Below are 12545 nucleotides of genomic sequence, written 5' to 3'. Positions count from 1 at the left end.
ATAAATCAGACCATCCGGACTTTATTTTTAGTCATATGACATATGCTTTGTGATATTAACCACAAATTAGACTTAACGGTTTATTTTTCACAAAAACGTCAAGGTTGGATTAATAGAACTGTGATGAAAGTCCTGTTCTGTTTTAAAGTAAAAATTCATGTAAATCCTGGTTTGCTATATCCATCCCAAAATCCTGGTTTTTGTGATCCGCTCGCTAAATATTTGTGCCGATGCCAAGTATATTGCGCATCCCGTGCATCATCCTTGTGGTTTTGCACGATGAACCCGCCATCCTACCTCTTTATACTTTGCTTCGAGTTGGACGTTTTGGTTTTGCTTGCTGTAGTGACGCCGTGTGTCTCCCGGCAATTAGAAACCAAGTGGTAGTGTTCAATAACTTTGTATGCAGAGCTACTTATTAAGTCACTCACATATTTTTTATAGCCTGAAGCTATAAACCGGGAGAATGCAATGGAATCAGTGAATACAATGACGCTGGAGGCGGGGAAACGCACCAACGTTCGCTATTGGATTGTAGTAATGCTGTTTATCGTCACAGCATTTAACTATGGGGACCGGGCAACCTTATCTATTGCCGGTGCATCCATGACTAAAGATCTGGGACTCGATTCAGTTGGCATGGGATATGTGTTTTCCGCATTCTCATGGGCCTACGTAATCGGACAAATTCCGGGTGGCTGGTTGCTGGATAAGTTTGGTTCAAAACGGGTTTATTTCGTCAGTATTTTGACCTGGTCTATATTTACCTTATTGCAAGGCTTCGTTGGTTCATTGGGTAGTATTTCCAATGCAGTTATCGGGTTATTTATTTTGCGTTTTATGGTTGGCCTGTGTGAATCACCTTCATTCCCTGGTAACAGCCGTATTGTGGCCGCCTGGTTCCCGGCGCAGGAACGTGGTACAGCAGTATCAATCTTTAACTCCGCGCAGTATTTCGCGACTGTTATTTTCGCACCAATCATGGGGTGGTTAACGCACGCTGTGGGTTGGTCCCATGTGTTCTTCTTCATGGGTGGTTTAGGTATTCTGCTGAGCTTTGTGTGGTTGAAAGTAATTAAAAATCCAACAGACCATCCAAGCATGAACCGTGCAGAGCTGGAATATATCGAGCAGGGCGGTGCGCTGACCAATATGGATCAGCCCGCGAAGAAAGCTGCGATGACAATATCAAAATGGGATGCGATTAAACAATTACTGCAATCCCGCATGATGGTAGGTGTTTATTTAGGTCAGTACTGTATCAACGCTTTGACTTACTTCTTTATTACCTGGTTCCCGGTCTATCTGGTTCAGGAACGTGGTATGTCGATTCTGAAAGCCGGTTTCATTGCATCAATTCCGGCTATCTGTGGGTTCACCGGTGGTGTGCTGGGCGGCATTATCTCTGACCACATGCTGCGTCGTGGTTACAGCCTGACGATTGCCCGTAAAACACCCATCGTATTAGGGATGATGCTCTCCATGTCGATGGTAATTTGTAACTACGTTGATTCTGAGTTCATGGTCATTGCAATTATGGCTGCAGCGTTCTTCGGTAAAGGTGTTGGCGCACTGGGCTGGGCGGTAATGGCAGACACAGCACCGAAAGAGATCAGTGGTCTGAGCGGTGGTCTGTTCAATATGTTCGGTAACATCTCCGGTATTGTGACTCCGATTGCGATTGGCTACATAATCAGCGCAACCGGCTCATTCAATGGTGCATTGGTTTACGTCGGTATGCATGCATTGCTGGCAATCGTGAGTTTCATATTCATCGTCGGCACCATCAAACGTATTGAACTGAAATATTAATTCGCCAATAAAGTTATAAAAGGAATTAATAATGAATTCTCAAAGTACACCAGTCATTACTTCGATGCAGGTTATTCCGGTCGCCGGTCATGACAGTATGTTAATGAATATCGGTGGCGCACACGGAACTTATTTCACTCGTAATATTGTTATTCTGAAAGACAACGCCGGAAATACCGGCGTTGGTGAAGCCCCGGGTGGTGAAGTAATTTATAAAACACTGACTGATGCTATTCCGCATGTTCATGGAAAACAGATTTCAATTTTAAATAAAATTGTCAGTCAGATGCATCAGGGTAATTTAAGTTCCGATTTTGAAACCTTTGGTAAAGGTGCCTGGACATTTGAATTACGTGTTAATGCGGTGGCTGCTTTAGAAGCTGCATTATTAGACCTGATGGGTAAATTCCTGAATGTACCGGTCTGTGAGTTATTAGGTCCGGGCAAGCAACGTGATGAAGTAACCGTATTAGGCTATCTGTTCTATATCGGTGATCGTGAAGCAACTGATTTGCCATATCAGACACCGGAAACCGGTAAGCATGACTGGTATCGCCTGCGTCATGAAAAAGCGATGAGCACGGATGCAGTCGTCGAACTGGCTGCTGCCGCCAAAGATCGTTATGGCTTTAAAGATTTCAAACTGAAAGGCGGCGTACTGGCTGGCGAGACAGAAATTGAAACGGTAACAGCACTGGCAAAACGTTTCCCGGATGCGCGGATCACGGTTGATCCTAACGGTGCCTGGTCACTGGATGAAGCCATCCGCCTGTGTAAAAACATGCACGGTATTCTGGCTTATGCGGAAGATCCTTGCGGGGCGGAACAGGGCTTCTCTGGTCGCGAGATTATGGCTGAGTTCCGCCGTGCGACCGGTCTGCCGGTTGCAACCAACATGATTGCGACCAACTGGCGTGAAATGGCGCACACCGTGATGCTGAATGCGATCGACATTCCGTTGGCGGATCCGCATTTCTGGACACTGACCGGTGCAGTTCGGGTTGCACAACTGTGTAACGACTGGGGTCTGACCTGGGGTTGTCATTCTAACAACCACTTCGACATTTCACTGGCGATGTTCACTCAGGTTGGCGCTGCTGCACCGGGTAATCCTACGGCGATTGATACCCACTGGATCTGGCAGGAAGGTCAGCATCTGACCAAAGAACCACTGCAGATCGTCAACGGTAAGATCGCTGTGCCTGACAAACCTGGTTTAGGTGTTGAACTGGATATGGATCAGGTAATGAAGGCCCATGAGCTGCATAAAAAGCTGCCTACCGGTGCCCGTAATGATGCGATGGCAATGCAGTATCTGATCCCTGGCTGGAAGTTTGATCGCAAACGTCCTTGCATGATTCGTTAATCAATTTGATTTAGCGCTCTCTGTGAGAGCGCCTTCTGGATGGAGTATTAATAATGAGTGTTTCTAAAGCCCCTGTTGTTACCGAAATGCAGGTTATCCCGGTTGCTGGTCATGACTGTATGCTGATGAACCTGAGTGGTGCGCATGCGCCATTCTTCACCCGCAACATTGTGATCATGAAAGACAGCGCGGGTAACACCGGTCTGGGTGAAGTGCCGGGTGGCGAAAAAATTCGTCAGACACTGGAAGATGCCAAAGCACTGATCATTGGTAAATCACTGGGTGAATACAAAAACATCATGACCCGCATGCACAAAGAGTTTGCGGAACGTGACTCTGGTGGCCGTGGCTTGCAGACGTTCGATCTGCGTACTGCGATCCATGCCGTGACTGCGGTGGAATCAGCAATGCTGGACCTGCTGGGTCAGTTCCTGAATGTACCGATTTGTGCGCTGCTGGGCGATGGTCAGCAACGTGATGCGGTAGAAATGCTGGGTTATCTGTTCTTCGTCGGTGACCGTAACAAAACCGATCTGCCATACCTGAGCAATCCGGATGCATCCTGCGACTGGTATCGCGTGCGTCATGAGGAAGCCATGACGCCGGAAGGGGTAGTTCGTCTGGCGGAAGCAGCTTATGAAAAATACGGTTTCAACGATTTCAAACTGAAGGGTGGTGTACTGCGCGGTGTTGAAGAAGCGGAAGCCATCAAAGCGCTGGCTAAACGCTTCCCTGAAGCACGTGTGACACTGGACCCTAACGGTGCCTGGTCACTGGCTGAGGCGATTGAAATCGGTAAAGACCTGAAAGGTGTGCTGGCTTATGCGGAAGACCCTTGCGGTGCAGAGCAAGGCTTCTCCGGCCGTGAAGTCATGGCTGAATTCCGCCGTGCGACTGGTCTGCCAACTGCAACCAACATGATTGCCACCGACTGGCGTCAGATGGGTCATTCAGTACAACTGAACTCTGTCGACATCCCGCTGGCTGATCCACATTTCTGGACTATGCAGGGTTCTGTTCGTGTGGCGCAGATGTGCCACGAGTGGGGCTTAACCTGGGGTTCACACTCTAACAACCATTTCGACATCTCTCTGGCGATGTTTACCCAGGTGGCAGCAGCGGCGCCGGGCAAAATTACTGCCATTGATACCCACTGGATCTGGCAGGAAGGCATTGACCGTCTGACCCAGCAACCGCTGGAAATCAAAGGCGGCATGGTGAAAGTGCCTGAGAAACCAGGTCTGGGTGTCGATATCGATATGGACCAGGTGCTGAAAGCACATGAACTGTACAAGAGTATGGATCTGAACGCCCGTAACGATGCTGCCGGTATGCAGTATCTGATCCCTGGCTGGACCTTCGATAACAAACGTCCTTGCATGGTTCGTTAATTGCCTTATGGCCGGGATCCGTTCCCGGCCCGTATTCAGAAAGGAAGTAGTATGAACACTAAGTATTTACCCAATCAGTTTCGTCGCAGCATTCAGAGTAAATCAGTACAGATTGGGTGCTGGTCTGCACTGGCAAGCCCTATCACTACCGAAGTTTTAGGTCTGGCTGGTTTTGACTGGATTCTGCTGGATGGTGAACATGCGCCAAATGACATCACCACCTTCATCCCTCAGCTGATGGCGCTGAAAGACAGCGTCAGTGCGCCGGTTGTGCGCCCTCCGGTTAACGAACCGGTCACTATCAAACGCTTACTGGATATCGGTTTTTATAACCTGCTGATCCCATTTATTGAATCGGCAGAAGATGCAAAACAGGCGGTGGCATCGACCCGTTATCCGCCAGCAGGTATCCGCGGTGTGTCTGTTGCTCACCGTAACAATGCTTACGGCACACTGCCGGATTACTTCGCCACCATCAATGACAACATCTCCGTCATTGTGCAGATCGAAACGCAGAAATCGGTCGATAACATCGATGAAATCGCCGCGGTCGAGGGTGTGGATTGCCTCTTTATCGGCCCGGGCGACTTGTCTGCCGGCATGGGTTATATCGGCCAGCCAAATCACCCTGAAGTGCAAAAAGCCATCAAATATGTCTTCGACCGCGCGAAAGTGCACGGCAAGGCCTGCGGCATTTTGGCGCCTAACGAAGCTGATGCCCGTCGTTATATCGAATGGGGTGCAACAGTTGTTGCTGTTGGCAGTGATCTCGGGGTCTTCCGTGGTGCCACTCAGGCGTTATGCGACAAATTCAAGAAATGATGATTCGCCGTTTACCCAGACTGGGAAAGATCCCTTGTCTGGCTGAACGATGGAAAACACCGCTGGAACATAAAGAAGGAAAAGAACATGAGTCTGAAAATCGGTTTTATTGGTCTGGGAATTATGGGCAAACCAATGAGCAAAAACCTGCTGAAAGCCGGTTATTCATTGGTAGTTTCTGATCTGAATCAGGTAGCAGTTGGTGAACTGGTTTTGGCAGGCGCTACGTCAGCCAAATCACCAAAAGAAGTTGCTGAGCAGGTGGATGTGGTTATCACCATGCTGCCGAATTCTCCGCATGTGAAGGCGGTTATTCTTGGTCCTAACGGTGTCATTGAAGGTGTTAAGAAAGACACTATCGTGATCGATATGAGCTCTATCGCTCCACTGGCCAGCCGTGAAATCGCCGTTGAACTGGCGAAAAAAGGCATCGCGATGCTGGATGCACCAGTGAGTGGTGGTGAGCCAAAAGCGATCGACGGTACTTTGTCGGTGATGGTGGGTGGCGACATCGGTGTCTTTGATCGTTGTTACAACGTGCTGAAAGCGATGGCTGGCTCTGTGGTTCATACCGGGGATATCGGTGCCGGTAACGTCACTAAACTGGCCAACCAGGTGATTGTGGCACTGAACATCGCTGCGATGTCAGAAGCACTGTCTCTGGCGACCAAAGCCGGCGTGAACCCTGAGCTGGTATTCCAGGCGATCCGTGGTGGTCTGGCTGGCAGCACCGTGATGGAAGCGAAAGCGCCGATGATCATGGATCGTAATTTCAAGCCGGGTTTCCGTATCGATCTGCACATCAAGGATCTGGCGAATGCGCTGGATACCTCGCACGGTGTTGGCGCATCACTGCCATTGACTGCTGCGGTAATGGAAATGATGCAGGCGCTGAAAACTGATGGCATGGGTGAATGTGACCACAGTGCACTGGCCCGCTATTACGAAAAACTGGCAAAAGTAGAGATTTCTCGTTAAGGGAAAACAGCCCGGTGGCGACCGTACCCAACACCCAACGCCGGGCTGACCTTTTTACGTAAGATGAATGACCGAGGACGCGATTATTTCGCGAAGTAGTGAATTATGAAGATAGTCATTGCCCCCGATTCGTACAAGGAAAGTCTGAGTGCTATGGAAGTAGCCATTCAGATTGAAGCCGGATTTCGCGAAATCTATCCGGATGCGGAATATATCAAGTTACCGGTTGCTGATGGTGGTGAAGGTACCGTTGATGCCATGGTTGCCGCGACCGGTGGTCGTCAGATCAACGTCAGTGTAACTGGTCCGACCGGTAAACCCGTACTGGCCCATTTTGGTATTACCGGTAATCAGCAATGTGCGGTGATCGAAATGGCGTCGGCCAGTGGTCTGGAATGCATTCCGCCGGAAGAACGTAACCCGCTGATCACCACCAGTTACGGCACCGGTGAGTTAATCAAGGCAGCATTAGACCTTGGTGTGACTGAATTTATTATCGGTCTGGGGGGAAGTGCCACCAATGATGGTGGTGCCGGTATGTTGCAGGCGCTGGGTATCCATCTGCTGGATAAGGCGGGCCATAATATTGGCAAAGGCGGGCAATGCTTATCTGAACTGGAATATGTTGATGTTTCCGGAATGGATCCCCGCCTGAAGCAATGCCGCATTACCGTGGCTTGTGATGTAACGAATCCGCTGACCGGACCGCAAGGCGCTTCTGCCATCTTCGGGCCGCAGAAAGGGGCGAATCCGGCCATGGTGCGCTTCCTGGATGAAAACCTGAAACACTATGCGGAAGTTATTGCCCGTCAGACCGGAAAAGATGTGGAGTTTGCTCCCGGCGCCGGTGCAGCCGGTGGGTTAGGGGCCGCATTGCTGGCGTTCCTGAATGCAGAATTACGTTCTGGTATTGAGATCGTGACCGAAGCGGTTGAGCTGGAAAAGGCCATCATGGATGCCGACCTGGTGATCACCGGGGAAGGACGCATTGATAGTCAGAGCATCAAGGGTAAAGTACCGGTTGGTGTCGCCAGATTGGCGAAACGGCACAATAAACCGGTGATTGGCATCGCAGGTAGTTTGAGTGCGGATGTTGCCGTGGTCTATGAACATGGTATCGACTGCGTGTTCAGTGTGCTGAATAAAGTCTGTTCTCTGGATGAGGCACTGAACGATGCGGCTGCAAATGTACGTCTGACCGCCCGCAATATTGCCGCCACATTACGGCTGCTGCCACGCTGAAATTGTTTACGATCACAATTGTAATAGTGCATTTGATTGTACTGTCACAATTGTGATCGGCTCGGTTTTGTGCATTTGACCAATCCGTTATCGTAAGCACCAGTTTCTGCTTATCCGCTTACGAAGGCCCGCCCATGTTTCATAATTTTCTCGACTCCCGTCTGGCACAGGAAATTGTTGCCCGGACCATGCGTATTATCGACTGTAACGTGAATATCATGGATTCCAAAGGCTACATCATCGGTAGTGGCGATCCGGAGCGTATTGGTGAATTGCACGAAGGTGCGCTCCTGGCGTTATCCCATGGCCGCATGGTGGAAATTGATTCTGATCTGGTCAAACACCTGCAGGGTGTGAAACCCGGCGTTAACCTGCCGATGCGGATTGATGGTCAGATCGTCGGTATTATCGGTTTAACCGGCGAACCTTCACAACTGCAGCAGTTTGGTAAGCTGGTCTGTATGACCGCTGAAATGATGCTGGAGCAGGCGCGGTTGTTGTCGATGCTGGCACAGGACAGCCGTCTGCGTGAAGAGCTGGTGCTGAACCTGATCCGCTCCGAATCCTTATCCTCGGATCAAATTGAATGGGCGCAGCGGCTGGGGATCGATCTGAACTTACCGCGTGTGGCCGCCGTGATCGAAATCGACAGTGGTCAGCTGGGTGTTGATACCGCGATTGCTGAATTACAGCAGTTACAGAATTTACTGAATACGCCGGAAAAACAGAATCTGGTGGCGACAGTATCGCTGACCGAAATTGTGGTGCTGAAACCGGCACTGAACAATGCCGGCCGCTGGGATTCTGCCCGGCTGAAAAAACAGATTGATACCTTGCTTGCCAATATGAGCATGTCGGGCGGGCTCAAGCTGCGGATTGCGCTGGGTAACTATTTCAGCGGTGATGGCAGTATCGCCAGATCATACCGGACCGCCTGCACCACGCTGCAGATCGGCAAGCTTTATTACCCCGAACAACGCAGTTACAACTATCAGGATCTGATGTTACCCGTCTTGCTGGATAGCCTGCGTGGCAGCTGGCAAACCAGTGAGCTGGTAAGACCAATGCAAAAGCTCAAAGTCATGGATACAAACGGACTCTTGCGACGCACATTAATGGCCTGGTTCAAACATAATGTGCAGCCGATCGCGACCGCAAAAGCGCTTTATATTCATAGAAATACACTTGAGTACCGCTTGAATCGCATCGCTGAACTCACCGGGCTGGACCTCAAAGAGAGTTTTGACGACCGTTTACTGCTTTATATCGCGCTTCAGCTGGATGAAACGACATAAATTAACCATTTGTTAATGCCGTGTTATTCATTGGTAATGCTTAGGATAAAATATTCCCGCATTTTTTGATTTTAATCAGATAATTCGTGGACAGTTGTTAATGATTTTGCTAATTTGTTTAACAATTCGTTTATTGGTAATACCAAGTTAACAAATATCACATGACTGAATACAAACCAACCCAGCCAAAACTCTCAGACAGCATCGTTGCCGAACTGGAACAGATGATTGTCGATGGCACCCTGCAGCCTGGTCAAAAGCTGCTGCCGGAGCGCGAATTGGCTGTGCAGTTCGGTGTTTCACGTCCATCGTTGCGCGAAGCGATCCAGCGCCTGGAAGCGCGCGGTTTGCTGTACCGTCGTCAGGGCGGTGGCACGTATGTCAAAAGCGAACTGAACCGCGGATTGTCAGACCCTTTCTTTGAATTACTGGCTAATCATCCCGGTTCACAATTCGATCTGCTTGAATTCCGTCATGTTCTTGAAGGGGTTGCGGCCTATTACGCCGCTCTTCGCAGCAATGAAACTGATTTTGCTCACATGCGCGAGCTGCAGAATGATATCGAAGCAGCCCAGACCAGCGGTAACGTTGCCGTAGAGGCCAAAGCTGTGTCTGCCTTCTATCTCGCCATGACTGAAGCGTCGCACAACGTGGTGCTGTTGCACCTGATGCGTGCCATCCGGGAGTTACTGGAACGTAACATTCTCGGCAATCTGGAAGTACTGAATCAGCGTCCGGGGGTGGTTAACCGGATCCGTCGTCACAGGTCAGACCTGATTGCGGCGATCCTGGCTGGCCATCCAGAACAGGCCAGAGATGCTTGCCATGAGCATCTGGCTTTTATCGAGGATACCCTGCTGGATATACAGCGAGAGGATGAGCGTGCACAACGCCCCTCGCGGCAGATCCATCAGCGTTAGCCTTACCAAACAACATGCCGTCAACAAACACAGGAAACAGCCATGTCTGAACTCCTTAAACATGATGTGGACCCAGTAGAAACTCACGAGTGGTTAACTGCTCTGGAATCACTGCTGCGGGAGGAAGGTCCGGAACGTGCCCAGTACATTCTGGATCAATTATCATCAGCTGCCAGCAAAGCAGGTTTATCTGCGGGTACAGGCACTGGTGGTAATGTGCTGACTGATTATATCAATACCATCGCAACCAGCGATCAACCAGCCTATCCGGGTAAACTGGAACTGGAACAACGTATCCGCGCTATCATCCGCTGGAACGCAGTAATGATCGTATTGCGTGCATCGAAGAAAGGCTTGGATCTGGGCGGACACATGTCGTCTTTTGCCTCATCCGCCACGATTTACGATGTGTGCTTCAACCATTTCTTCCGTGCGCGTAACGAGAAAGACGGTGGCGACCTGGTTTACTTCCAGGGTCATATTTCCCCCGGTATTTATGCCCGTGCTTTTGCTGAAGGTCGTCTGACCGCAGAGCAACTGGACAGCTTCCGTCAGGAAGTGGACGGCAAAGGTCTGTCATCTTATCCGCATCCTAAACTGATGCCGGAATTCTGGCAGTTCCCGACTGTATCTATGGGTTTAGGCCCGGTAGGTGCGATCTATCAGGCTCGTTTCCTGAAATATCTGACCAACCGTGGTATCAAAGATTGTTCAGAACAGAAAGTGTATGCCTTCCTGGGTGACGGTGAGATGGATGAGCCGGAATCTAAAGGCGCTATCACAATCGCTGTGCGCGAAAAACTGGATAACCTGATCTTTGTTATCAACTGTAACCTGCAGCGTCTGGATGGTCCGGTTATTGGTAACGGTAAAGTTATCAATGAGCTGGAAGGCGTGTTTGGTGGCGCAGGCTGGGATGTGATCAAAGTTCTGTGGGGCACCGGTTGGGATGCGCTGCTGCAGAAAGACACTTCCGGCAAGCTGATCCAGCTGATGAACGAAACGCTGGATGGTGACTATCAGACTTTCAAATCCAAAGATGGTGCTTATGTCCGTAAACACTTCTTCGGAAAATACCCTGAAACTGCCGCACTGGTTGCCGACTGGACTGACGAGCAGATCTTTGCTCTGAAACGTGGTGGTCATGACCCGCGTAAACTGTTCGCTGCCTTCCAACAGGCTTCTGCTGCGAAAGACAAACCAACTGTGATCCTGGCGAAAACCATCAAGGGTTACGGCATGGGTGACGCAGCTGAAGCGAAAAACATCGCGCATCAGGTTAAGAAGATGGATCTGGATTCAGTCCGTCACATGCGTGATCGTTTCTTTGTCCCGGTTAAAGATGAACAGATCGAAGATCTGCCATATCTGGAAATCAAAGAAGGTTCAGAAGAGTATAAATACCTGCACGAACGTCGTCAGGCATTGAAAGGCTATCTGCCAACTCGTCTGCCACAGACTTCCGTAAAACTGGATATTCCTGAGCTGTCAGCATTTGATGCGTTGCTGAGTGAACAGACCCGTGAAGTGTCTACCACTATGGCGTTTGTGCGTAGCTTAAACGTGCTGTTGAAAGACAAATCTGTTGGTCAGCGTATCGTTCCGATCCTGGCAGACGAAGCCCGTACCTTCGGTATGGAAGGTCTGTTCCGTCAGATCGGTATCTACAGCCCGCATGGTCAGCAGTACACCCCGCAAGATAAAGAACTTGTGGCGTACTACAAAGAAGACCAGAAAGGTCAGGTTATTCAGGACGGTATTAACGAACTGGGCGCGATGTCATCATGGCTGGCTGCTGCAACTTCTTACAGCACCAACGACTGCCCGATGATCCCGTTCTACGTTTACTACTCAATGTTCGGCTTCCAGCGTATCGGCGACCTGGCATGGGCCGCTGGTGACCAGCAGGCTCGTGGCTTCCTGGTGGGTGGTACTTCCGGCCGTACAACACTGAACGGTGAAGGTCTGCAGCACGAAGATGGTCACAGCCATATTCTGGCCAGCACTATTCCGAACTGCGTCAGCTACGATCCATCATTCGTGTATGAAGTAGCGGTCATTATTCAGGACGGTCTGCGTCGTATGTACGGTGACAATCCGGAAAATATCTACTACTACATCACTACACTGAACGAAAACTACCATCACCCTGCAATGCCAGCCGGTGTTGAAGAAGGTATCCGTAAAGGTATCTACAAACTGGAATCTAACGCAGGCGCGAAAGGCCAGGTTCAGCTGATGGGCTGTGGTTCTATTCTGAACTACGTACGTCGTGCCGGTAAGATCCTGGCTGATGAATACGGTATCGGTTCTGATGTGTACAGCGTAACCAGCTTCAACGAACTGGCCCGCGATGGTCAGGATGCAGATCGTTACAACATGCTGCATCCGGAAGCTGAGCAGAAAGTTCCTTATATTGCTCAGGTTCTGGGAACTGCACCTGCAATCGCTGCGACCGACTACATGAAGTCATACGCGGATCAGGTTCGTCATTTTGTTCCTGCAGAAAGCTATCGTGTACTGGGTACTGACGGTTTCGGTCGTTCAGACAGCCGCGAAAACCTGCGTCGTCACTTCGAAGTGAACGAAGGTTATATCGTTGTCGCTGCACTGACTGAACTGGCGAAACAAGGCACCGTTGATAAGAAAGTAGTTGCTCAGGCAATTGCCAAATTCGGTATCGACGCTGACAAGATCAACCCGCTGTACGCATAAGGGG

General features: G+C 50.0%; 9 protein-coding genes. All 9 read left to right on the top strand.

Annotated elements, in window-relative coordinates; translation table 11 throughout:
• Positions 1-471: 471 nt before the first annotated feature.
• The 9 genes from TOLA_RS13140 to aceE all read left to right on the top strand — a co-directional run bounded on the left by TOLA_RS13140 (position 472) and on the right by aceE (position 12541).
• Positions 472-1812 (top strand): MFS transporter, encoded by a 1341-nt coding sequence (locus TOLA_RS13140; RefSeq protein ID WP_015879627.1) that lies wholly within the window; start codon positions 472-474, stop codon positions 1810-1812.
• Between the two features lie 31 nt (positions 1813-1843).
• Positions 1844-3178, top strand: a complete 1335-nt coding sequence (locus tag TOLA_RS13135) for an enolase C-terminal domain-like protein (protein WP_015879626.1) — start codon at positions 1844-1846, stop codon at positions 3176-3178.
• A 53-nt stretch (positions 3179-3231) separates the two neighbouring features.
• Positions 3232-4569: a glucarate dehydratase gene (gudD, locus tag TOLA_RS13130; protein ID WP_015879625.1), complete on the top strand. Its 1338-nt coding sequence runs from the start codon at positions 3232-3234 to the stop codon at positions 4567-4569.
• Between the two features lie 51 nt (positions 4570-4620).
• A complete protein-coding gene (gene garL, locus TOLA_RS13125; RefSeq protein WP_015879624.1) occupies positions 4621-5391 on the top strand; it encodes a 2-dehydro-3-deoxyglucarate aldolase in 771 nt (256 codons plus the stop codon).
• A gap of 87 nt (positions 5392-5478) precedes the next feature.
• Positions 5479-6369, top strand: a complete 891-nt coding sequence (gene garR, locus TOLA_RS13120) for a 2-hydroxy-3-oxopropionate reductase (RefSeq protein WP_015879623.1) — start codon at positions 5479-5481, stop codon at positions 6367-6369.
• A gap of 105 nt (positions 6370-6474) precedes the next feature.
• Positions 6475-7611 carry a glycerate kinase gene (locus TOLA_RS13115; protein ID WP_015879622.1) on the top strand — a complete coding sequence of 379 codons (1137 nt, stop codon included), beginning with the start codon at positions 6475-6477 and terminating at the stop codon, positions 7609-7611.
• Between the two features lie 134 nt (positions 7612-7745).
• Positions 7746-8906: a CdaR family transcriptional regulator gene (locus TOLA_RS13110; RefSeq protein ID WP_015879621.1), complete on the top strand. Its 1161-nt coding sequence runs from the start codon at positions 7746-7748 to the stop codon at positions 8904-8906.
• A 161-nt stretch (positions 8907-9067) separates the two neighbouring features.
• On the top strand, positions 9068-9826 hold the full coding sequence (gene pdhR, locus TOLA_RS13105; RefSeq protein WP_015879620.1) for a pyruvate dehydrogenase complex transcriptional repressor PdhR: 759 nt from the start codon (positions 9068-9070) through the stop codon (positions 9824-9826).
• Positions 9827-9868: 42 nt separating this feature from the next.
• A complete protein-coding gene (gene aceE, locus TOLA_RS13100) occupies positions 9869-12541 on the top strand; it encodes a pyruvate dehydrogenase (acetyl-transferring), homodimeric type (RefSeq protein ID WP_015879619.1) in 2673 nt (890 codons plus the stop codon).
• The last annotated feature ends 4 nt before the right edge of the window (positions 12542-12545 follow it).

It is taken from the genome of Tolumonas auensis DSM 9187, from assembly GCF_000023065.1.
Lineage (GTDB): Bacteria > Pseudomonadota > Gammaproteobacteria > Enterobacterales > Aeromonadaceae > Tolumonas > Tolumonas auensis.
The sequence above is the reverse complement of the archived record's forward strand: the minus strand, read 5'-3'. Positions and strand labels throughout refer to the sequence as shown.

What these genes read in the sequence shown, in the direction of transcription:
- garR (WP_015879623.1), top strand. Translation starts at nt 5,479, where the DNA reads ATGAGTCTGAAAATCGGTTTTATTGGTCTGGGAATTATGGGCAAACCA.
- pdhR (WP_015879620.1), top strand. Translation starts at nt 9,068, where the DNA reads ATGACTGAATACAAACCAACCCAGCCAAAACTCTCAGACAGCATCGTT.
- TOLA_RS13135 (WP_015879626.1), top strand. Translation starts at nt 1,844, where the DNA reads ATGAATTCTCAAAGTACACCAGTCATTACTTCGATGCAGGTTATTCCG.
- TOLA_RS13110 (WP_015879621.1), top strand. Translation starts at nt 7,746, where the DNA reads ATGTTTCATAATTTTCTCGACTCCCGTCTGGCACAGGAAATTGTTGCC.
- garL (WP_015879624.1), top strand. Translation starts at nt 4,621, where the DNA reads ATGAACACTAAGTATTTACCCAATCAGTTTCGTCGCAGCATTCAGAGT.
- TOLA_RS13115 (WP_015879622.1), top strand. Translation starts at nt 6,475, where the DNA reads ATGAAGATAGTCATTGCCCCCGATTCGTACAAGGAAAGTCTGAGTGCT.
- gudD (WP_015879625.1), top strand. Translation starts at nt 3,232, where the DNA reads ATGAGTGTTTCTAAAGCCCCTGTTGTTACCGAAATGCAGGTTATCCCG.
- aceE (WP_015879619.1), top strand. Translation starts at nt 9,869, where the DNA reads ATGTCTGAACTCCTTAAACATGATGTGGACCCAGTAGAAACTCACGAG.
- TOLA_RS13140 (WP_015879627.1), top strand. Translation starts at nt 472, where the DNA reads ATGGAATCAGTGAATACAATGACGCTGGAGGCGGGGAAACGCACCAAC.